At 66.1% G+C, this 21,872-nt stretch carries 15 protein-coding genes; 14 read left to right on the plus strand and 1 reads right to left on the minus strand.

Annotated features, from left to right (window positions below; translation table 11 throughout):
- The first annotated feature begins 93 nt into the window (after positions 1-93).
- The 11 genes from AAGA68_17080 to AAGA68_17130 all read left to right on the plus strand — a co-directional run bounded on the left by AAGA68_17080 (position 94) and on the right by AAGA68_17130 (position 17,498).
- On the plus strand, positions 94-864 hold the full coding sequence (locus AAGA68_17080; GenBank protein ID MEM9386776.1) for a hypothetical protein: 771 nt from the start codon (positions 94-96) through the stop codon (positions 862-864).
- Positions 865-888: 24 nt separating this feature from the next.
- Positions 889-3,564 carry a TonB-dependent receptor plug domain-containing protein gene (locus AAGA68_17085; GenBank protein MEM9386777.1) on the plus strand — a complete coding sequence of 892 codons (2,676 nt, stop codon included), beginning with the start codon at positions 889-891 and terminating at the stop codon, positions 3,562-3,564.
- A gap of 69 nt (positions 3,565-3,633) precedes the next feature.
- Complete coding sequence (locus tag AAGA68_17090) at positions 3,634-4,389, plus strand: VPLPA-CTERM sorting domain-containing protein (protein MEM9386778.1); 756 nt, start codon at positions 3,634-3,636, stop codon at positions 4,387-4,389.
- 281 nt (positions 4,390-4,670) lie between these two features.
- Complete coding sequence (locus AAGA68_17095; protein ID MEM9386779.1) at positions 4,671-5,771, plus strand: efflux RND transporter periplasmic adaptor subunit; 1,101 nt, start codon at positions 4,671-4,673, stop codon at positions 5,769-5,771.
- A 13-nt stretch (positions 5,772-5,784) separates the two neighbouring features.
- On the plus strand, positions 5,785-8,952 hold the full coding sequence (locus AAGA68_17100) for an efflux RND transporter permease subunit (protein ID MEM9386780.1): 3,168 nt from the start codon (positions 5,785-5,787) through the stop codon (positions 8,950-8,952).
- Between the two features lie 122 nt (positions 8,953-9,074).
- Positions 9,075-10,043: a hypothetical protein gene (locus tag AAGA68_17105; protein ID MEM9386781.1), complete on the plus strand. Its 969-nt coding sequence runs from the start codon at positions 9,075-9,077 to the stop codon at positions 10,041-10,043.
- On the plus strand, positions 10,040-12,682 hold the full coding sequence (locus AAGA68_17110; GenBank protein ID MEM9386782.1) for a PEP/pyruvate-binding domain-containing protein: 2,643 nt from the start codon (positions 10,040-10,042) through the stop codon (positions 12,680-12,682). The genes AAGA68_17105 and AAGA68_17110 overlap by 4 nt, the downstream gene beginning before the upstream one ends.
- A complete protein-coding gene (locus tag AAGA68_17115; protein MEM9386783.1) occupies positions 12,679-13,800 on the plus strand; it encodes a DUF3419 family protein in 1,122 nt (373 codons plus the stop codon). The genes AAGA68_17110 and AAGA68_17115 overlap by 4 nt, the downstream gene beginning before the upstream one ends.
- On the plus strand, positions 13,797-15,131 hold the full coding sequence (locus tag AAGA68_17120; protein ID MEM9386784.1) for a hypothetical protein: 1,335 nt from the start codon (positions 13,797-13,799) through the stop codon (positions 15,129-15,131). Before AAGA68_17115 ends, AAGA68_17120 begins: the two co-directional genes overlap by 4 nt.
- A 61-nt stretch (positions 15,132-15,192) precedes the next feature.
- A complete protein-coding gene (locus AAGA68_17125) occupies positions 15,193-16,026 on the plus strand; it encodes a hypothetical protein (protein ID MEM9386785.1) in 834 nt (277 codons plus the stop codon).
- A complete protein-coding gene (locus AAGA68_17130; protein MEM9386786.1) occupies positions 16,023-17,498 on the plus strand; it encodes an AMP-binding protein in 1,476 nt (491 codons plus the stop codon). Before AAGA68_17125 ends, AAGA68_17130 begins: the two co-directional genes overlap by 4 nt.
- Positions 17,499-17,585: 87 nt before the next feature.
- Here AAGA68_17130 and AAGA68_17135 read toward each other — a convergent pair whose 3' ends face one another.
- On the minus strand, positions 17,586-18,389 hold the full coding sequence (locus AAGA68_17135; GenBank protein ID MEM9386787.1) for an SDR family oxidoreductase: 804 nt from the start codon (positions 18,387-18,389) through the stop codon (positions 17,586-17,588).
- A gap of 134 nt (positions 18,390-18,523) precedes the next feature.
- On the opposite strand from AAGA68_17135, the gene AAGA68_17140 reads away from it, so the two are divergent.
- From AAGA68_17140 to AAGA68_17150, 3 genes are all read left to right on the plus strand, one after another.
- Entirely contained in the window at positions 18,524-19,522 is a 999-nt protein-coding gene (locus AAGA68_17140; protein ID MEM9386788.1) for a glycerophosphodiester phosphodiesterase family protein, read from the plus strand.
- Between the two features lie 67 nt (positions 19,523-19,589).
- Positions 19,590-20,375: a DUF2470 domain-containing protein gene (locus AAGA68_17145; GenBank protein ID MEM9386789.1), complete on the plus strand. Its 786-nt coding sequence runs from the start codon at positions 19,590-19,592 to the stop codon at positions 20,373-20,375.
- A complete protein-coding gene (locus AAGA68_17150) occupies positions 20,372-21,823 on the plus strand; it encodes a serine hydrolase domain-containing protein (protein MEM9386790.1) in 1,452 nt (483 codons plus the stop codon). The genes AAGA68_17145 and AAGA68_17150 overlap by 4 nt, the downstream gene beginning before the upstream one ends.
- Positions 21,824-21,872 lie beyond the last annotated feature (49 nt).

Raw genomic sequence — 21,872 nt, forward strand, 5'->3', positions numbered from 1 at the left:
CGCCCCTAGTTTTATTTGCAAATGCGTTAGGCGTTGCTGGCGCTACGCGGCGCCGCCCCTTGCCAACACCCCACTTTGCTGGAGTTTGAGACCATGGCGTTCCGTCACCTGTTGATCGGCTCATTGCTCACCACGCTCACCGTGTCCGCCCACGGGGCCAGCGTGACGCCCACGGCCTGGGACCGCGGCCAAGAGAACAGCGCCTACCTGTCGTGGGACACCTACGATGGCTCGCTCAACACGGCGCCGAGCGAAGGCTCGGCTAACGTCAACTCCGCCGTGCTCACCGAGCAGCTAGGGCAGGCGTTTGTCACTTCGAGTGGCAACCTGTACAGCTTTTCCTCGCCCCAGTCCTACACGCTGACGGTGACCACCACGTCCGATGGTCCGTCGCCGATCGCGCAAGACCTGCAGGTGCAGCTGGTGCTCGGCACATGGAGCTTCGAGGCGGACCACGCGAGCGTGACCTTGAATGGGCGCGGCGCCGACATGATCACCCAGCTGACTGCCGGGCAACAGACACACCCTATTTTCGGCACCTTCACCCAGTACGAGTACCTCTACTCGTGGACGACGTCCGCGAGTAGCCTCTACGTGTTCGACTGGGATCTGCCGTTCACCAGCACCTCCATGGACCTGATCGTGCTGGACCTGTTCGCCGCCGGCAGCACGGACGGCCTGCTCGCTCTGCCCTTCCTGCCCATCCTCCCGAGCCTCCCCGGCAGCGATATCTTCGACGGCTCCCAGCGCTACCCCGGGGACTTCCCCGCGGCAGTGCCTGTGCCAGCCGCCGTGTGGATGTTCGGTGCGGCGCTGCTGTCGCTGGCAGGCGTGCGGCGCCGCCGCGTATCGCTCGCTGCTTGATGCCGTTGGAGGGGACCTGCTCGCGTGACCGATCGGCTGTATCGCAAGGGGATCAGCTTCGCACCGCTCGTCTGCGCTGCGTTGGTAGCGCCCGTATCTGCGCAGGAGTCCAGCGACGGGGCTGACGAGCCTCAAGCTCAAGGTGGCGCTGCCCAGGCCACCGTGGTCGAGGAAGTTCTCGTCACAGGGCAACAGCTGGCGGGACCGCGCGTCGACCTGAAGAGCACCACCACCACCTTCGACCTGGAAGCCATTCGCGTCCTCCAACCAGGATCGATTTACGACATCTTGGAGACGGTCCCCGGCGTCGAGCTCTCCGGCGGCCCCCGCGCCAACGGCATCTCCGTCAACATTCGCGGCTTCTCGGACAACGAGGACGTGCTGACGATCGTCGACGGCGCCGTCAAGAACTTTGAGAAGTACCGCTTCGGCGCCGTCTCACTCGAACCTGAGATGCTGCGCGAACTCACCGTCTCCCGCGGCCCCGCCAGCGCCATCCAGGGCAGCGGCGCGATCGGCGGCGTCATCGAGATGGAAACCAAGGACGCGCGCGACTTTCTCGAAGACGGTCAGCGCATCGGCGGCTTCGCCAAGCTCGGCTACGCCGACAACAACGACGAGCTGCTCACGATCGGCAGCATCTACGGCCGCCCCACGGACAGCCTCGACCTGCTGCTGAGCTACACCCGACGCGACGCCAGCGACCTTGAACTCTCGACTGGCGACACCTTGCCATTCTCCGCATCGAGCCCGGAGGCGCTACTTGCCAAGACCGAGTGGACCGGCCAGATCGCCTCCGTCGGCCTCTCCTACACGCGCACCTCCACCGAAGGACGTGAGCTCTTCGACACGGCGGCCTTCAACAACGGCGTGAACGGTCAAGTGCTGCGCGAAACCGTGGACGATACGCTCGCCACCTACATCGACATCGACCCTGTCAGCGATCTGATCAACACGACGATCTCCGTGGCCTACACGGACACGCGGGTGAACGAACAGGGTATCGATGCGAGCGACAACCTGACCGATCGCGTGTGGGACTACGAGTACGACATCTGGTCCACGCGCCTGCACAACACGGCGGACTTCGCCCTACCCGGGACGGTCGGCTTGACCGTCCAGACGGGCATCCAGGCGATCCAGGAAGAGCGCACCACGGACATCACGGGCATCGATGGCGAACCCACCGATTCGGTGCTGAGCCAACCCTCCGGTCGTACCCTGAACTGGGGCGCATACCTGCAGGGGGAACTCACCTACGGTGGCTTTACGGCCACGGCCGGCCACCGTTGGGACAACAACTCGACGGAAGTGCTCGAGCAGGAAGCGATTGATCTGCTCGCCCTGAGCGGTACGGCGCCGAAGATCGATCAGGACGCGGGACTGTTCAACTACCGCCTGGAGTACGCCTTCGATCGCGTGCCCGTGCGCCTGTTCCACAGCTACGTCGAAGCGGCTCGCTACCCGAAGATCGACGAGTACTTCACCCAGGGCACCTTCAGCCTGTGCGTGAGGGACTCCAGCGACGCCGAACGCTTGGCCACCTCCCTCGCCGCTGACCAGCGCTCCACTCAGGAGACCATTGATGCGGCCACCGCCCTCTCGCTCGCCGAAGTCGAGTCCTTCGCCGCGGAGCAGATCGCCGAGCGCGATGCGCTCGTCGAGGCTGCCGAGTCCCAGCTGGCGCTCTTCATCGAGCAAGCCAACGCCCTGAACGAAGCCGACCCCGTGGGCTATCCAGAAGCGCAGCGCGACGCGGACATCGCCACGGCCCGGGGGCAGACCGACTCCTTCATCAACGCGGCCACGCTGACGGCAGAGCAGAACATCACCTTCTTCACCGATCAGATCAACACTGGCCTGGAGACTGACATCGCATCCTCCCAGGCGCGCCTAGCCGGGATCTTCGCCGACGTCGGCCTCGATGACCCCAACGTCGACCTCGACGCCATCGACATCCCTACCCGCACGACCTTGCCTGAGCCCTTCCAAACGCTCCAGGTATGCGGGGAGCTGTTCCAGCCCGAGCTAGCGACTAACCGAGAGTGGGGAATCGCCTACAACAAGGCCGGCCTCTTGCGCGCCGACGACACGCTGCGCCTGAAATTTACCTACTTCCGCACGGAGGTAGACCAGGTCCTAGAGTCGCTGAACAGCAATCCTCTGGACCCGACTAGCCAGCCCGGTGAGGAAGACACCTGGGGCTACGAGGTGGAGAGCACCTACGTCTTCGGCGGCTACCGCTTCGATCTGACCTACAACCACAGCGAAGGCGAGACCCGGCGCTTTCGCATCGTCGACAATCCAGAGGGCACCAACGCGCTGAATGACACGCAGTACGCCTTCATCACCGACGACCGTCTCGATCTTCCGGCTGATCAATTGGCGCTCACGGCGCGCTGGATTAGCAAATCGCTGCGCTGGGAGCTCGGCTTCCGCGCAACCCACCAGTTCAGCCGCGAGGCGCTGCAGCTGGTGGACGAGCAGGCCGTGCGCACGACACAGCCGTCCGTGAGCGAACTGGACATCTACGCTACCTGGCGTCCGCGCGAGCGTACGGACATCCGCTTCACGGCCAATAACGTCACTAACGCTGAATTTCTAGTGGTGGGGGGGATCACCGACGATCGTGATCTGGTGCTCGGCAATTTCAATGTCGGGCGTCTGATGCGATTGTCGATTACTCAGTACTTCCAATAGGGCAGTGCTGAACCCTGTGCGCGGTCGCCTGCGGGGGCGGCGGCGTGCGACAACGACAAGGACTGCAGGATGCACACCAACAGAAAACGAATGGGCGTACTAGCCGCCTTATGCCTGTCCTCGCTCTTGGGAGCCGGCGCTCACGCAGCAACCTCCACCTTCGCGCCTGACGAGGACGTCATGACTTCGGCGTTCTTCTTCGGACCGAACTACGTCCGGGGCTACGTCGGCGACGTGCGACCCGCCTTCCGCGTTGGCACGGACAATGCGTTCGGCGCTGGACCGGAGACCATCTACCTCGACTTCAGCAGCGTGGACCTTTCGTCCTTCGACAGCTCAGCGGTGCGCGCCACCCTGACCTTGCGCAGCGTGGACGGCGGCTTCGGCGCAAACGCCGGGCCCGGCAACCCCTTCACCGTCTCCGCTCACGGGGTCGATGCTGATCCCTTTGCGCGCATCGAAGATGACACCAACCCCGGGGGCGACATCTTCTGGTTCGATTTCTTCAGCGAGAACATTTTGCCGGCCGACGCGGCAGCCTTGAGCGTTGTCGATTGCATCGATTGCGACATCACCTTCGACGTCACCGCTCTGATCTCCTCTTGGATCGATGCAGGGGATGCGCTGCAGTTCATTGCGCTCACCGGGAGCAACGACACGTCCGGCAACGACTTCCTTCACGGCTTCCGCAACAACTCGGACACCCTGGCGGATGAGGGCTTCACATTCCTTTCCGTCAGCGCCGTGCCCGTGCCGGCCGCGGTGTGGCTAATGCTGGGTGCCCTGGGAATCATGGTCCCCGCCGGTCGCCGCCAGCGCAGCTAAGGGGTAAACGACAACTCGGCGCAGCCCTGATCGCTGTGCCACCTGAGCGGCCCGCAAGCCTCCCGCTTGCGGGCCGCTTGCGTTTCCATCGTGCGCCTTGACCGCTCCTGATATGCGATGATGGGCGCGATGGCGGACGCAGCCCTCGGCATATTCCCGGCAGCAACACCGCGGGGCGCGCACGCCGCCCAGGGCGCTCGCGTGAATGACCTCTTCGACCTGTGAGCCTCCATCACGAAGACTCATGACGCACACCGCAGCCGGGGGGGGGCTCGCCTCCAATGTCAGGGACGATCAGCGCCGCCACACGCTTGCCGCGCCTTTGCGCCGCAGGCCTATGCCTCTTTCTTTTGCCCTTCTCCGCCCGAGCGCAAACCAACGTCGATGTCGTGTCGGCCGCGCCCTCAGCGATCGACGAGGTCTTCGAGCTAAGCGGCACGCTCACCGCGCGCCACCAGGCGCGTCTGTCCCCGCTCGTGGACGGCCTGGTGGAGTCCTTGGCCGTTGACGCCGGCCACGAAGTCGCCCCCGGCGCACCACTGCTACGCCTCGACGCGACGCTCGCCAAGGCGGCGCAACGCCGCGCTCGCGCGACCCGCGCGCAGGTACAAGCGGCATACGACGAAGCCGTCAGGCGCGTGGAGGAAGCGCGCCGCCTGGTGGCCGAACGCCACCTACCGCAGACCGAGCTCGACACGCGCCTCGCCCTGATGGTGCAGGCCGAAGCGGCCGTGGGGGTGGCTGAAGCGGGCCTTCGCGAACAGGACGAACTCGTCGCCCGACACGCGCTCACGGCGCCCTTCGCCGGCGTGATTACCGCGCGTAATACGGACATCGGGGAGTGGGTCGCTCGCGGCGACAGCGTGCTGGAACTCACCTCCCTGCGCGGCGTGCGCCTCGACGTGCAAGCCCCACAGGAGCGCTACGACGACCTGCGCGGCGACACGGTAGTAGAGATCATCCCGGACGCCGCGCCGCGCACCGCGCTAGCTGCCGAGATCACCGTGCGCCTGCCGGTAGGCGGTGGCTCCGGGGCCCGTACCTTTCTGGTCCGCCTGCAACCCGTCGACGAAAGCGTTCGCTTGCTGCCAGGCACCTCAGCGATCGCCCGCTTCCACCTAGCAGGCGATGTTGCCGACGCCGTGCAGATCCCCCGCGACGCCCTCATCCGCCACCCCGACGGCGGCTACAGCGTGTTCGTGATCGCCGATAGTAACGATGGGCTCACTGCCGAACGTCGCCGCGTCACCCTGGGCCGCAGCGCAGGCGAGCAGGTGCAGGTTCTGAGCGGTGTAAACCCGCAAGAGCGCGTGGTTACCCGCGGCAACGAGGTATTGCGCGAAGGCGAACGGGTGCGCATCAGCTCGCGCACCTTGCGCTGAGGGCTCGCGCGCGATGCTGAACTTCATCCTGACCCGCAGCACGCTGACCACGGTCCTCGCGCTCATCGTTTGCGTCCTTGGCATCACCGCGGCCCTGCGCATCCCCGTACAGATGATCCCCGATCTGGAGGTGCGCACGATCAGCGTGGTCACTAACTGGCCGGGCGCCACGCCCCAGGACGTCGAGAAGGAGATCCTAATCGAGCAAGAGCGCTACCTGCGCTCCCTCGCCAACTTAACGCGCATGGTCTCCTACGCCGACACGGGCGAGGCCAACATCGAGCTAGAGTTTCCTTTCGGTATCGACGTCAACGAAGCGTTGATCCGCACCAGCAACGCCCTGTCCCAGGTCTCCAGCTATCCGGAGAACGTCGACCCGCCGCGCCTGTACAGCAGCTCCTTCTCGGAAAACGCGTTCATGTACTTCGCAGTGGCCCCGCTCCCCGGCAACCCGCTGCAGATCGACATGGACCTAGTGCGCGACTTCGTCGACGATAACGTGCGCCCCGAGATGGAGCGGGTGGAGGGCGTGTCTCAAGTGCGCCTGGGCGGCGGGGCGGACCGCCAGGTGCGCATCGAAGTGGATACGGCGCGCCTCGCTCAACGAGGTATCTCCCTTGCTGAGCTGCGCGATGCGATTCGCGCCCGCAACACCGACTCCTCGGCCGGCGACATCGACAGCGGCAAGCGGCGCTTTCTCGTGCGCACCCTGGGCCGCTTCGAGGGCGTCGACGAGCTGAGTGACATGGTGCTGGAGCGTCGTGGGGATGCGGTGGTGCGCTTAGGGGACGTGGCCAAGGTCACGCTGGATCACTTCGAGCTGCGCGATGTCTCCTTCGTCGACGGCTCGCCGCGCCTGAGCCTCTCCGTCAACCGCGAAGCCGGCGCCAATGTCATCAAGATCAAGGACGCGATGCTGCCCCTGGTCGAGCAGCTCAACGCCCACCTGCTCTCGCCCAACGGCTTACAAATCGGGTTATTCAGCGACGACGTGCGCTACGTGCAGGCGTCCATCCGCAACGTCTGGACCAACCTGATGATCGGCGCCGCCCTCGCCATCGGCATCATGCTGGTGTTCTTCCGCTCGGCGCGCGCCACGCTCATCGCCACGATCGGCTTGCCGATCTGTACGGTGGCCGCATTCCTCGGCCTGCTGCTGTTTGGCCGCACGATCAACGTGATCTCCCTCGCCGGCGTCGCCTTCGCCATTGGCATGACCGTCGACAACACCATCGTGGTGCTCGAGTCCATAGAGCAGGCCCGGCGCCGCGGCCTCGATCGCTTTGCTGCTGCCCTCGAAGGCACGCGCGAGGTGTGGAGCGCGGTGGTGGCGTCGACCTTCACCACGGTACTCGTGTTCGTGCCGATCCTGTTCGTGCAGGAAGAGGCGGGGCAGCTGTACTCGGACATCGCGATTGCGATCGCCTCCTCGATCCTCGCCAGCATGCTGGTGGCGATCGGCGTGATTCCCGCCATCGCGGCGCGCGTCGGGCTGGGCGTGAGCGATAGCGGTGGCAGCGCGTACGTCCCACGACCGGCCAAGGCGTTCTTGGGGCTAAGCGATTGGCTCACGGGCACCCGCGCGCGCAGCTTGGCATGCCTGCTCGTCACAGCGCTTGCCACCGTGCTGATCGGCCGTTGGCTCACGCCGCCGGCCGAGTACCTACCCGAAGGCGAGGAGCCTAAGGCGTTCAGTCGCATGATCGCACCGCCAGGCTACAACCTCACGGAGATGACGCGCATCGGCGATGAGCTGCGCACGCTTCTCGACCCAACGGTGGACGCTTCGCGCGATGCCTTTCTGGCCGGCGAGTCCACGATTCCACCGTTGCGCGGGTATTCGCTGTGGATCTCCCCAGGCAGCATCAGCGTGATGAGCGAGCCGGTGGACGGACGCGACATCGAGGCCATGATGTCTGGGCTCACGGACCTGTTTCGCACCTACCCAGGTATGCGCGCATTCTCCGCCCGCGGATCGATCATCTCGAGTAACGACGGCGGCTCGCGCGCCGTCGCCCTCGACATCTCGGGGGCGGAGATGGCGGCGCTCTACGACACGGCCCAGGCGGCGATCGAGCGTGCCCAAATGCTGTTCGAGACCCCGCAGATCGACTCAGACCCGTCTTCCCTATCCCTAGATCAGCCCCTCATCCAGGTGCGACCGCGGTGGGAACTGCTGGCGGAGGTTGGTTTCAGCGCGCGGGACTTCGGCTTTGCCGTCTCCGCCCTCTCCGACGGTGCCTTCGTCGATGAGTTCCTCCTCGAGGATGACCAGGTGGATATCTACCTGTTCAGCGGGGCAGGCTCGAAGCAAACGCTGACCGACTTGCAGAACCAGCCCGTGCTGACGCCGAGCGGCAGCGTGGTGCCGCTGTCCGCCCTGGCCGACGTGGTGGAGAGCGTGGACAGCGATTCCCTGCGCCGAGTGAACGGCCGACGCACCGTTTCGCTCTACATCATCCCTCCGCGCGCCGTTGCGCTCGAAAGTGCCGTCGAGCGCGTACGCACAGAGTTGCTACCCGCCCTGCGGGCGGCAGGCGAGGTAGGGGAAGGAGTGAGCATCACGATCACGGGCGCGGCGGACCAGCTGGATGCAACTCGCGAGGCGCTGAGCGGCAACTTCCTCATAGCGATCGTGCTCTGCTACCTGTTGCTGGTGGCGATCTTCTCGCACTGGGGCTACCCCGTGCTGATCCTGATCACGGTGCCTATCGGACTGGTGGGCGGGCTGATCGGACTCGCCCTGCTGAACGGCACCGGCGCGGCACTGGCATTAGCCGGGGTCGCGGCAGTGTCCCAGCCACTTGATATGATCACCATGCTCGGGTTTTTGATTCTGCTCGGTGCCGTGGTGAACAACCCGATCTTGGTGGTCGATCGGGCGAGGCAGAACCTGCGTGCGGGGCAAGCGCTCGGGGATGCGGTGCGCGGAGCCGTCCACAGCAGGCTGCGTCCCGTCCTGATGTCAACGCTGACAACCACCTTTGGCCTAGCGCCATTGGTCCTGATCCCTGGCGCCGGGACGGAGCTTTACCGGGGTGTTGGGGTGATCGTGCTTGGTGGGCTGCTGTGCTCGACGGTCGTTACCCTGCTGTTCCTACCGAGCTTGTTGATGGTGGTGTTGCGGAGCCGCCAGCACGAACCCGCGCCCTCTGTTGCGGAGGGCTCGCTAGAGACGTAGCCGCACACGCGATTCCCCGAGGCGGGCGACCGAGCAAGGCCTAAAGCACCCGCTCTGCGAACCTGTCACCGTTGTCGTACCATTGCCACGGTGACGCACTCGCTCAGCCAGGAGTCCTTCGCTTGTCGTTGCCCGCCCGCCTCTGGCAATACGCCAGCGAGCGTTTCCCGCCTCTGCGTAACGGATTGCTGATCGCTGCGTTCGCTGGCGCTGGCGTTGCCATCGGTCATCTCTGCAACCACACCCGTGGCGTGGCACAGCAAGCGGATGGGTTCCCGTTCGCCGCCGCACCGACCAGCGCGCTGATCATTACCGCCTTCGTGACAGTGTTCGCGCTGTTTCTGCAGCTTCGCGTCGCAGATGAACACAAAGACGTCGAGACCGACGCCGCCCATCGGCCCGAACGACCTGTCCCGCGCGGCCTCGTGTCGCTCGCCGAGCTGACCGGGTTGAGTGTTGGCGCCGGGGTCATCGCACTTGGGCTGACGGCGCTGCTAGCACCGCGACATGCCGTCATCATGCTCGCCATCGTCTGGGTGTGGATGGCCCTCATGCGCCGCGAGTTCTTCGTGTCGACCTGGCTGGAGGCGCGCCCGATCGCCTACCTCGTCTCTCACATGCTGATCATGCCGCTCATTGCTGCCTACGGCGTCTCTGTCGGCTTCGCCACCTGGGACGCCCACCAGATCCTCGTGGCCCGTCCATTCGCCGTGTTCCTCACCCTCTCCCTACTGCAGGGCGTCGTGCTCGAGGTCGCGCGCAAGTGCTGGGCGCCGGAGTCTGAGCGGACGGGTGTGGAAACCTATTCGTCGCGCTGGGGGTCAACGATGGCTGGAAGCGTCGTCGCAGCCAGCATTCTGGCGAGTGGTATCTTGACCGCGATGATCGTCAGCGCATTTGATGTAGGCGTCCCAGCTCAAGGGGCCGTACTCGCAGCGAGCATCGGCGCTGGCGGCGTCGTGCTGCGCTATGTGAAGCGCCCTTCCGTATCCACTGCGAAACACCTAGAGCTGGCGAGCGGACTAGTCGTGCTCATCAACTATTCCCTGCTGGCGTTCCTGCCACTCATGCTGCAGGTACGGATAGCGTGAGCGATCTGCTGCTTACTGGTACGTCGATTACCCTTGCCCGCGCCGGCGCGAAAGCGGCGACGCTGGCCAGCTTGCAGCAGCACTTTGACATCCCGCCGATCCTTGTGATCGCCCCAGGTGCATTTGCGCAAGGCGCGCTACATTCCTCCATTACCGACACTCTCGTCGAACAACTCACTCACCTGGGGCCTGGACCCTACGCCGTGCGATCCTCGGCACGAGAAGAGGACGGCGCGGCGGCGGCGCATGCCGGTCAGTTCCTCTCCTTGCTCAACGTGGCGGCGGACGACGTGGCGGACGCTGCCCTGCGCGTGTGGCGATCGGGATTTGCGGACAACGTGCTCGCCTATCGCCGCGCCCAAGGCCTCGACGACGCCCCGCAGCCTCCGGCTGTGCTCGTCCAGGCGATGGTACCGGCGGTCGCCGCAGGCGTGGCGTTCTCAGCGGACCCGGTCAGCGGCGATCAGGACACGGTGGTGATCAGCGCCACGCGGGGCCTTGCGGACCGCCTGGTCAGCGGCGAAGTGGATGGCGACCAATACTGGGTCGCTGCCGATGACACTCTGCGCTCTCACCTGGCGAGCGAGGAAGCCGTGCTAAGCCCTGAGCGCCGGCGCGAAGTGGCCGCGCTCGCTCGCCGAGCCCGCAATGTATTGGGGGCCGAGCAAGATGTGGAGTGGGCGTATTCCCCTGACGGCACGCTCTACCTCCTTCAGTCGCGCCCCATCACAACACTGGCGTCATCCGACTCAGCGGGAAGCTCCACAATGCCCGCCACCGAAGGGCAGGCGCAGGGCATAACCCTCACCATCTGGGACAGCGCCAACATCATCGAAAGCTACCCCGGGGTCGTCTCGCCCCTGACGTTTTCCTTCGCTCGCTACATCTACGCCCACGTGTACCGGGCCTTCTCGCGGCTCATGGGGGTGTCCCAGCGGCGAGTCGACGAGCACCGCCACGTGTTCGAGAACATGCTGGGCCGCCTCGACGGCCGTGTGTACTACAACCTCCTCAACTGGTACCGCGCCCTCGCCCTGTTCCCCGGGTTCGCCAACAACCGCAAGTTCATGGAAAGCATGATGGGCACGCAGTGCCTGGCGGACGAGATGGTCGCCGACATCGTACCGCCGAAGGCCCGTGGCCTGGCCCTAGTGGCCCAACGATTGCGCATGGCCCGCGTCGCGACCGGCTTGCTCTGGCACCAGGTGAGACTGGCGGGCACCGTGAAGGCCTTCTACGCCCGTTTGGAGTCTGCGATGACGCTGCCGGACGAGGCGATAGGATCCCTCGACGCGGGTCAGCTCGCCGGCGCCTTCCGGGACCTCGAACGCCAGCTCCTGCAGCGCTGGGACGCGCCCTTGATCAACGACTTCATATGCATGATCGCCTTCGGCGCTTCGCGCAAATGGCTCGAGCACGCGGCCGGTAAAGAGGGGCTCGCCCTGCACGCGGACACGCTGATCGGCCGCGGCGACATCGTCTCCGCCGAGCCGGCGCGCATGATCCGCGAGATGGGCAACACCATCGCCGGGGAACCCGCCACGGTTGCCGCGCTGGCCAACGGCGACCCTGCCTGCCTGCGCACGCATCCCGCGCTGCGCGAGCCCGTAGAGGCCTACCTCGCGAGGTTCGCCGATCGCTGCACGCAGGAGCTCAAGCTCGAGAGCCTGACTTTGCACGACGATCTGCAGCCGCTCGCCTTCGCCGTCGCAGCCAGTGCCCAGGCCGCCGCCGCCCGCCCGCCGGCAGGCACCGAGCGAGGCGCCGACCAGCGCGACGCGAATGCCACCACCACGCGCCCACCTCGGCGCACGCTGGCCAGCACGTTCCCCAGCCACCCTGTCAAGCGCTGGTTTGCCGGTCGACTGCTGGCCTGGGCCAGCGCCCGCGTTCGCGACCGGGAGAACCTGCGCTTCGAGCGAACGCGCCTGTTTGGCCGCGTGCGCCGGATCTTCCTGGCGATGGGCGCACGGCTGCAGGAAGCCGGCGTCCTGGACGACGCCCGCCAGGTGTTCTGCCTGACGGTGGACGAGCTGCTCGCGGCGGCGGAGGGGACGAGCGTCACCCAAGATCTGCGCCAACTCGCCGCACTGCGCCAACGGGAACTCGACGCGAGCCTGGCACGCCCGGACCCCCCTGAACGCCTAAGCCTGCGCTCGCCCCTGCCGAGCCTCGCCGTGCTGCAAGGCGCACTCCACCACGAGACGAGTGCCGATGCTGAAGACGATCATCGCGGCGAGGAAGTGCGAGAAGGTCTCGCCTGTTGCCAGGGCATCGTGACTGCGCGCGTGCGGGTGATCACAGACCCGCGGCGCGAGGGGCTGAAGACTGGCGAGATTCTGGTCGCACGGCATACGGACCCCGGTTGGATCGCTGTATTCGCCGCTGCGGCCGGCGTGATCGCCGAGCGCGGCTCATTGCTGTCGCACTCCGCCATCGTCGCCCGTGAGCTGGGATTGCCTTGCGTGGTGGCGGTCCCAGGGGTCACCGCTTGGCTCGAGAGCGGCGACCTGGTGCGACTCGACGGCGGCCTCGGCACGATCACCCGCGTGCAGCGAGCGTCTGACTTCACAACCGCAGTGACGCCTGACGAGGCTGCCCGCGTCGGCGACGCACCATCCGCCGAGACGCCGCCGTGAGCGACACCGAGATCACCAGCCGCGCGCGCTTCGACCAGATCCGCTACGCCCAGGTGTGGGAGGACGCGGATATCCTCTTGTCCGCCTTGGTGCCTGATGAGGCTACTGACCTCAGCAACGCCACTGCCCTCTCCATCGCCTCCGCCGGCGACAACGCCCTCGCGCTGCTGGCGCGCGGCTTCGCGCGCGTGATCGCCGTCGATCTCAGCGCTGCCCAGCTCGCCTGCGTACGCCTACGTGTGAGCGCCTATGAGACCCTACGCCACGAAGAGCTGGTCGAGCTGATGGGATCGCGTCCGTCGGTGCGACGGGCCGAGCTGCTGGATCGCACGGCGCGGCGCCTCGACGACGCGGATCAGGCGTTTTGGTCAGCACGCCGGGACCATGTCGAACGGTATGGGCTGGGCGGCGTCGGCCGCTTCGAGCACTACTTCCGCGTGTTCCGCACCCGCGTACTGCCCGTCATCCACGGCAGCGGCACGGTGCGCGACTTGCTCGACTCACGGGACCCCGAGGCGCGTGAGCAATTTTATCGCGAGCGCTGGAATAGCTGGCGCTGGCGATTGGTGCTGAAGCTGTTCTTTTCAGAGTTCGTCATGGGACGCCTGGGCCGCGACCCCGCCTTCTTCACCCACGCCGAAGGCAGCCTTTCGGCCCAAGTTGGCGAGCTCACACGTCACGCACTGGTCGCCCTGGATCCGTCCGCCAACCCGTATTTGCACTGGATTTTGCTAGGACGCCACGGTGAGCACGAAGACGCCTTGCCCTTCGCCCTGCGCGCCGCAAACTTCGATATGATTCGGTCGCGCCTCGCCCACCTCGAGATTCACCACTGCACGATGGAAGCCCTCGCAGATCAGGGCGTGCAAGCCGATGCCTTCAACCTCTCCGACATCTTCGAGTACATGTCGCCACAGGCGCATGAAGCGGCCTACCGCGCCGTACTGGCAACCGCGCGATCCGGTGCCCGTATCGCCTACTGGAACATGATGGCACCCCGGCGCGCACCGCCATCCCTGGCCAACCAGGTCATCACCTTACAGGCTCTTGAGCAAGACCTCGCACCGCGCGACAAGGCCTTTTTCTATCGCACGTTCGTCGTGGAGCAGGTGCGGTGAGCGCCGCTATGCTCGGCCTGAGCGCCGGCAAGATCGTGGGATCTGTCGTGCTGCTAGTGGCCGTGCTGTGGAGCGTCGCGCGGCTCGCAAGGCGCCTCAAGCTGGCGCCGGAGCTCTCGCGCAAGGCTATCCACATTTCCCTCGGCTTGTACTGCCTCGCGTTCCCCTGGCTATTCACCCATACGTGGGAAGTCGCCTTGACCTGCGCCCTCGCTGCTGCCGTGTTCATCGCCGCCCGCGGGCGCCTGCGCAGCAAGCTCGGCGAAGGACTGCATTCGGTGGATCGGGTGTCGTACGGGGAGGTGCTGTTCGCCGTGTCGGTTGCCCTGCTGTTCGTTCTAAAGGACGGTCACTACATCACCGTAGTCGACCAGGGTGCGCCGCCGATGGGCGTGGTGCTCTACGTCTTGCCGCTGCTCATGCTCACGCTCTGCGACGCCGCCAGCGCCATCGTGGGCTCACGCTACGGTCGCAATACTTTCCGCGTCGAACGCGGGCGAAAGAGTTGGGAGGGCGTCGCGGTGTTCGTCGCCAGCGGCTGGCTCCTCTCGCTGATCGTCTACCTCCTGCTCACAGACATCGGCCGCCGCGAAGTCATCTTACTCGCCTTCGTCACGGCCGCCTTCGGTGCCCTGCTCGAAGCATCGAGCTGGCGGGGGCTCGACAATCTGTTCATCCCCTTAGGGCTGTACTTTCTCCTCGCCAACCTCAGCTACCTCGGCGCGTGGTGGCTGGTGCTCGTGGCTAGCGCCTTTCTCGTGTCCGTGGCCACGCTCATGGAGCTGACCCGGCGCCGCCATGAGTCTCCTCACATGGTGGCCATGTTCACGTCCCTGTTCTTCCTGATCGGCACTTTCTCGGGCGTGGACAGCCTGCTCACGCCGATCTTCGCGGTGGCCGTCTACGCGTTCTGCCGACGCACCGACCCCGCCCGCGAGGTACTGCACGACCCCTTGAATCTGGTAGTCGTGATCGTGGGAGTGGCGCTAGCCTTCTTCCTCGTGAGTCACCTGCTCGAGGTGAACACGATCTTCGCCTTCAACGTCGCCTTTGCGAGCCTGGCGGCTGGGATCGCTGCTCGCTACGGCCAGCGGGTCGCGGTGGCGTTGCTCGCAACCGCGCTGGCCATGGCGGCGATGAGCGTACGCACGGTAGTCGTGGAAGGCGCGTCGGCGCAGGCACTGAGCTTCTTCACCGTCGGCGCCAGCGCCATCGCGCTAGCGGCACTTCTTGGATGGAGTCAACGCGATCGCGAGCTGCGCTTTCCCTGGGTGGTGTTGGGGTCCGTGAGTGCGACCCTGGGCCTGCTCACACTGCCCTTTTCACCATGATCGGTCGCCTCATCCCGCGCCGCCCCGCCGGTAAGCAGCGCACACCACAGCCCCAGCACCTATGAACGACATCACCGAGTGGAACTTCGCGAACGCTGAGATGACGGTCTACGCCCACGCCCCCAGCCTTGACGGCGCGCGAACCGCAGCGATCGGTAGCTTCGCCTGCGCGGATGCGATGGCGGGAGAAGTGGCGCTAAAGGTGGCCGTCGTCCGCCTGCGCGAGGCAGGATTCGGCGCCGTCTTGGGTCCCATGAACGGCACCACGTGGTCCAGCTACCGCTTGGTCACGCAGAGCGAGGGGCGCGACCCGTTCTTTCTGGAGCCAGCCAATCCATCGCACTTCGTAACCGCCTTCGAGAATGCAGGATTCGACGTCGTGGGGCGCTACTGCTCGGCCGTACGCGATTCGGCCGCGCCCGCCCCTGACGCAAACCGCCCGCCAGGCATCCACCTGAGGTCGCTACGCGCAGATGCGCTCGAAGACGAACTCTCCCGCATCTTCGACGTATGCCTACAGGCCTTTGCGCGCAACGCGTTCTACACGCCGATCCCCCGCGCCGCGTTCATAGAGGGCTACCGGGCACTCGCTGTCCACATCGACCCTGAACTGGTGCTCCTGGCCGAAGACGGGACCGGTGCCCTGCGTGGCTTTCTCTTTGCCCTGCCGGATCCAAGCAACCCCGCGCACACCGTCATCCTCAAGACCTATGCGTCATTGGTGCCGGGCTGTGGTTCCGCACTGGCAAACAGATTTCATCGCATCGCCGGAAGACGTGGCTTCAGCGAGGTGATTCATGCCCTAATGCACGAGGACAACCTCTCGGCCGAACACAGTACGCGCACGGCGGGGCGGATATTTCGACGCTACGCGCTCTACGGCAAGAGCCTGTGAACGCCCTGCTGGAGCGTTTCCTCGCGCACGCTAGCACCCGTCCCGAACAGGCGGCGCTGATCATGGGCAGCGGCGCTACCACCACCTACGGTGAGCTCGCAGCCCGATCTGGACGGCGCGCTGTCGAACTGGAGCGAAGCGGTATTCACGCCGGCGATATCGTCCTGGTCGCCCGCGGTGTCTCGCCCGCTCTCTACGAAACACTGCTAGCACTGTTCCGTCTCGGCGCCGTGGCGATGTTTCCCGAACCCGCCGCAGGCCTCAGTGGCGTACGCCACGCAGTGCGAGCGGCTGGCCCCGCTGGGCTAATCGGCGGCTGGCCTGTGCGCGTCCTGCAGCCTTTCATCGCAGAACTGCGCGCCCTGGCGAACTTGCCGAAACGTCCCGCGACCGCGAGTGCTGCACCCCCTAAGGCGCGTAATGATCGACGTGTCCGGGCCGATGGTCCCGTGGTGGCCACAGCTGCCGAGTCCCCCGCGTTGATGACCTTCACCAGCGGCTCTACCGGCCAACCAAAGGGAATCGTTCGATCCGTTGAGTTCCTGCTGCTGCAGCACGAGCTGCTGGAGCGGATTCGGCACACGCAGCCCGACGATGTCGATCTGATCTCTCTACCGGTATTCATCCTCTCCAACCTGGCTGCGGGCGCCACCAGCGTCATCCCCGCGGGCCGCCTCTCGCGCCCTTCAAAGCTCGACGGTCGCCGTCTGCGTGAACAGATGGTCCGACATCAGGTGACCCGCCTCGTCGCCCCTCCGGCGGTTTGCGAACGCGTGGTGCGGGCCGAGGGCCCTGCGCTCCCCTCGATCAAGGCCGTGTTCACCGGCGGTGGCCCCGTCTTCTCAAACCTCCTGCACGCGCTCCATAAGGCCATGCCGCAGGCCGCGATTCACGCCGTCTACGGCTCCACGGAGGCAGAACCTATCGCCGCTATTCGCTTCGATGAGATCAAAGCCACAGACTTCGAGGCCATGGCGCGTGGCGGCGGTCTGCTCGCGGGTCATCCCATCCCCGAAGCGCAGGTGCGAGTGGAGGACGATGAACTGTGGGTGAGCGGCCCCCACGTCAATCCGGGCTACCTCGATCCCGCGGACGATCGGCACACGAAGGTCCATGACGGCGCTCAGCTCTGGCACCGCACCGGGGATGCGGTGCGGGTGGATACACAAGGTCGCCTGTGGCTCCTCGGACGCCTCTGCGCCACCGCCGACGGTCTGTATCCCTTTGCGTTTGAAGCGGCGGCACTCGGCTGGCCTGGCGTGCGCCAGGCCGCGCTGCTCGTGGACGGTGAGCGCCGCTGGCTTGCCCTCGCCGGAGAACGCCTCGACATGGAGCTCTTGCGCAACCTGGCACAGCCCCTAGGCGAGGTGACGGTGGTCGCCGTGCGAACCGTGCCGATGGACAAGCGCCACAACTCCAAGGTGGACTATCCGCGCCTGCGTCAACTGCTGGCGCACACGCCTAATCGGTAGTGGCCGAGCACTTGTGCTTGCGGATTGCACGAGGAGGACACGGCCGCCTTTAGTGATGGGTCGCACCCTACGCGTGAGCAGGCAAGCTCAGCGCTTGCCTGGCTGAAGCTCCAACATGGTGAGTGCCGCGGCGCTAGCACCAGCCACGGACCAGCCGCCGTCCACCGGCAGGATAGCGCCGTTTACGTAAGCGGCTGCATCGGAGGAGAGGAACATGGCCGTCTGGCCGATCTCCGTCGCCGTGCCGAAGCGATTGAGGGGTACGCTCTTGCGATACATGTCGGCGACCGCCTCCGTCGGTGCCAAGCGCCTCACGCCTTCGGTGTTCTCGATCGGCCCCGGCACGATGCTGTTCACGCGCACCCCTGCCGCCCCCCACTCCAACGCCAGCGTCCGCGTCAACATGTCGACGCCCGCCTTCGCCGCGCACACGTGGCTTTGCATCGGCATGGCCAGAAACGCTTGAGGGGCGGAGATGTTGATCACCGATGCACCCGGTTTGGTGAGGTACGGGTACGCCGACTTCAACACGTGAAAGGAGCCGAGCAGGTCGATATCTACGACGGACTTGAAGGCGTTCGCCGACATGTCGCTGGCGAAGGCCGGGAAGTTGCCCGCAGCGCCAGAGATCAGAATGTCGAGGGGCCCCGCCGCCTCCGCGTGGCGCGCGAGGGCGTCGCTCACCGCGTCCACGTCCCGCACATCCAGCGAATAGCCCGTGGCGCCGGCCCCTAGGGTCGCCACTGCCGCATCCACCTTGTCCTGGGAACGGCTCGCCACCGCGACGGACGCGCCTGCATTGGCGAAGCACTGGGCGATACCGAGGTTGATGCCGCTCGTGCCGCCGAAAACGAACACTTGCTTGCCGGTGAAGTCGAAGGTAGCGGTCATGGGGAAAATCCTAGCACTATGTCGATGGCCCTAGTGTCCATTACGCTTTGGCGTCGTTGCAACGCGTAGGGTGCGACGGCGCAGTGCCTGGCCACGATCAGCAACATCGTCGACGTGGAAGGGAGAAGGCGTACGTGCACAAGCGGACCCTCGCAATGATCCTCGGTGGTATCGCCCTCGCTGCGCTCACTGGCCTCAATGCCAGTGTCTTCGCGCCAACGCCGCCCGGCACGGCACGGGTGATCGCCCACCGCGGCGTGTACCACTATTTCGATCGGACCGGGGTGGGCCGAGACGACTGCACGGCCTCGCGTATCGTGGCGCCCGTCCACCACTACTTCGAAAACACCGTCCGCTCCATGCGCGAGGCGCTAGCACTCGGCGCAGACGCGGTGGAGGTCGACATCGCCCCCACCCGCGATGGGGAGATCGTGCTCTTCCACGACTGGACCGTCGACTGTCGCACCGAGGGCAGCGGCGAGACGCGCGACCTGACCTTGCGCGAGCTGCAGGCCCTGGACGTCGGCTATGGCTACACGGCGGACGGTGGCGAGACCTACCCCCTTCGCGGTAGGGGCGTGGGCCAGATGCCCACCTTGCAAGAGGCCCTGGACGCGCTGCCCGCCAGCGCGATCATGTTCAACTTCAAGAGCGACGACCCGGCCGAGGCCGATCAGCTCGCCGACGCCCTCCTCACCGCAGGCCGAGACCCGGTGCCTCTGGGCGATCTGTTCTACGGCGCGACAGCGCCTTCGCAGCGCATCGCCGACCGCTTCCCGGGGGTCGTCGCCTTCGGTAGTTCAGAAGCGAAAGTGTGCACCAAGGACTACCTGCTCACGGGATGGAGCGGCCGGATTCCCCCGAGCTGTAGGGACAAGGTGATCGGTGTACCCCTAAATCTACGCCACCTGTTTTGGGGCTGGCCTAATCGATTCATTGCTCGGATGGCGGACAGCAACACGCGCATCCTGGTGTTCGGACCCTACGCGCGCGGCACGGCCAATCTCGGCCTCATCCGTCCAGCGCAATTGGACGCGGTGCCGAACGCCGGCCAGATCGACGTGCTGATCGACGACATGTGGGCCATGCGAGGTCACCTCGTGCGCTGGAAGGGCCGCGCTGCAGAACGCTAAGCGACGGCGATCCCCCGGCCGAACCGTGCCACAATCGGCGCAAGCTAATAGCGCAGTGATAGGACGCATGAGCGACACCAAGCAGGCGGTACGACAACCCGTAGACGACGATGCCCGGCGCACGGCCAAGGACATGATCCGCACAGCACGCTTCGGGGCCCTCGCCCTGTGTGAGCCCGAGGCGAGCGCACCCACGGTCGGTCGCGTCGGCCTCGCTACAGACTGCGATGGCAGCCCCGTGTTCCTGGTCTCCACCCTCTCCGGCCGGGTCGCTTGCATGACTGCTGATCCGCGCGCCGCTGTGCTGATCGGCGAGCCGGGTGCCGGCGATCCGTTGGCCCACCGGCGCCTCACGCTCCACGGCACCGTCGAACGATGTGAGAATGAGCAACGCGCACGGGTCCAGCGTCGCTACCTCGCCCGCCACCCCGGTGCCGCACGCTACGCGGACTTCGACGACTTCTCCTTCTGGCGCCTAAGGCCCGCCCAAGCGGATCTCGTGCTCGGCTTTGGCCGCGCCTTCGCCCTGACCCACGAGGACCTGGCGACGCCCTTCCCAGACTGGTCCGCCTGGCACGCGATGGAGCGCGGCGCCGTCACGCACATGAACGAGGATCACCTGGACGCCACGGCGCTCTACGCCCACGTGCTGTGCGGGGCGCCGAACGGCGAATGGCACATGACGGGGCTCGACCCCGAAGGTGTGGACATGGCGCTGGGGGACGATCATCGGCGACTGACCTATGACGCGAGCTTATCCAGCTGCGAGGCGCTACGCCCCGAGCTCGTGCGCCTCGTCCGCGAAGCCCGCCGTCGTGCGGACGGAGCCCCAGAGAGTTCGCGCGACCTATGAAATCCGTTTACGCTCTTCTCTTCCTGCTGCTGTTGCCCCTGGGCGCCATCGCTGACGCGCAGAAGTACGCCGCGTTCGATACGTACCTGACCGCGGCACTCGAGAACCACGGCGTCGTCGGCGCCTCCGTCGCCCTGATCCACGGCGGCGAGGTAACCCACCTCACGGCCGCTGGGCGGGCCGACGCGCAAGCGCTGATGAGACCGCAGACGGTAATGCAGGTCGCCTCGATCTCCAAGCCTGTTGCTGCCTGGGCAGTGATGACAGCGGTGGAGGATGGCGTGCTCGATCTGGACACGCCGGTCGCCACCTACCTCACTCGTTGGCAGCTCCCGGACAGCGATTTCGACGCCTCGGGCGTCACCCTGCGCCGCTTGCTCTCCCACACCGCCGGCCTCTCTCTGGGCGGGTACCCGGGCTTCCCGCCGGAGGTGGAACGCCCCACCGTCACCGAATCACTCGCCGGCGACACCAACGGTGCCGGCGCCGTGTTCCTGCAATCGACGCCCGGCACCGAATGGTCCTATTCGGGCGGCGGCTACACGCTCATCCAGCTGATTATCGAGGAGGCGACCGGACAAGCCTTCGCCGACTACGCGCGCGAGCGCGTGCTGACACCCCTGGGGATGTCGACCAGCGACTACCAACCCTCTGCCGAGTTGCTCGCCCGCGCAGCCACCGCCTACGATTCGCACGGCAAGCGCGTCCCCAGCTATCGCTTCACGGCGCAGGCGGCCGCGGCCCTACACACAACGGCGGAAGACCTCGGGCGCTTCGTGGTCGCTAACCTCGGCGAGCAGACCGTCTTGTCGCCCGCGTCGGTTGAACTGCTCCACACCGCGGTGCCCGAGTCCGGCGGCTGGTACGGGCTAGGGTTCGTGGCGCAAGAAGACGGTGACATCGTCTGGCACAACGGGGGCAACATCGGCTGGCGGGCCAGGCTCTCCCTGTCGCCCTCGGCTGATGCGGGCATCGTGGTACTTACCAACGGCAACAACGGCATGCACCTCATCCAGGACGTGCTCTGCTTCTGGAGCGAGTCCTTCGAGGTCCCTGCGTACGCGACCGATTGTGCCGATGCGCAGGCCGTGGCCGCAGAGCAGGCGGGCCAGGCGCGCATTGTCATCGCCGTGTTCCTCGTGCTCCTCGCCCTTGCCTTCGCGGTGCTGGCCTGGCGACTGCGGCGCGACGACGTAGCATGGCAACTGCCCCCGCTGATGAGCCTGCGAGCACTTGGCGCCAGCGCCGCGCTCGCGGCCAGTGGTTTCCTGTGGCTGGCCTGGAACACGTCGATCGTCGTCCAGGCGGTCAGCGGGTTTCCCCACACCTACGGGCGAGACTTGGCACCCACGGCCTTCTGGCCGCTGCACGCCCTCACCCTAGCACTGCTCTTGGTGCTTGGCCTGTTCGCATTCACGCGCAAGACGCCGCGCCCGTCCAGCACCTAAGGCTCCCGACCGGCCACCCCGAGGCGGCGGAATCGCGCCTGGCGATACA

Source organism: Pseudomonadota bacterium, assembly GCA_039193195.1.
Classification (GTDB): Bacteria; Pseudomonadota; Gammaproteobacteria; order Steroidobacterales; family JBCBZW01; genus JBCBZW01.

What these genes read in the sequence shown, in the direction of transcription:
- AAGA68_17090 (MEM9386778.1), top strand. Translation starts at nt 3,634, where the DNA reads ATGCACACCAACAGAAAACGAATGGGCGTACTAGCCGCCTTATGCCTG.
- AAGA68_17080 (MEM9386776.1), top strand. Translation starts at nt 94, where the DNA reads ATGGCGTTCCGTCACCTGTTGATCGGCTCATTGCTCACCACGCTCACC.
- AAGA68_17145 (MEM9386789.1), top strand. Translation starts at nt 19,590, where the DNA reads ATGAGCGACACCAAGCAGGCGGTACGACAACCCGTAGACGACGATGCC.
- AAGA68_17100 (MEM9386780.1), top strand. Translation starts at nt 5,785, where the DNA reads ATGCTGAACTTCATCCTGACCCGCAGCACGCTGACCACGGTCCTCGCG.
- AAGA68_17095 (MEM9386779.1), top strand. Translation starts at nt 4,671, where the DNA reads ATGTCAGGGACGATCAGCGCCGCCACACGCTTGCCGCGCCTTTGCGCC.
- AAGA68_17135 (MEM9386787.1), bottom strand. Translation starts at nt 18,389, where the DNA reads ATGACCGCTACCTTCGACTTCACCGGCAAGCAAGTGTTCGTTTTCGGC.
- AAGA68_17125 (MEM9386785.1), top strand. Translation starts at nt 15,193, where the DNA reads ATGAACGACATCACCGAGTGGAACTTCGCGAACGCTGAGATGACGGTC.
- AAGA68_17150 (MEM9386790.1), top strand. Translation starts at nt 20,372, where the DNA reads ATGAAATCCGTTTACGCTCTTCTCTTCCTGCTGCTGTTGCCCCTGGGC.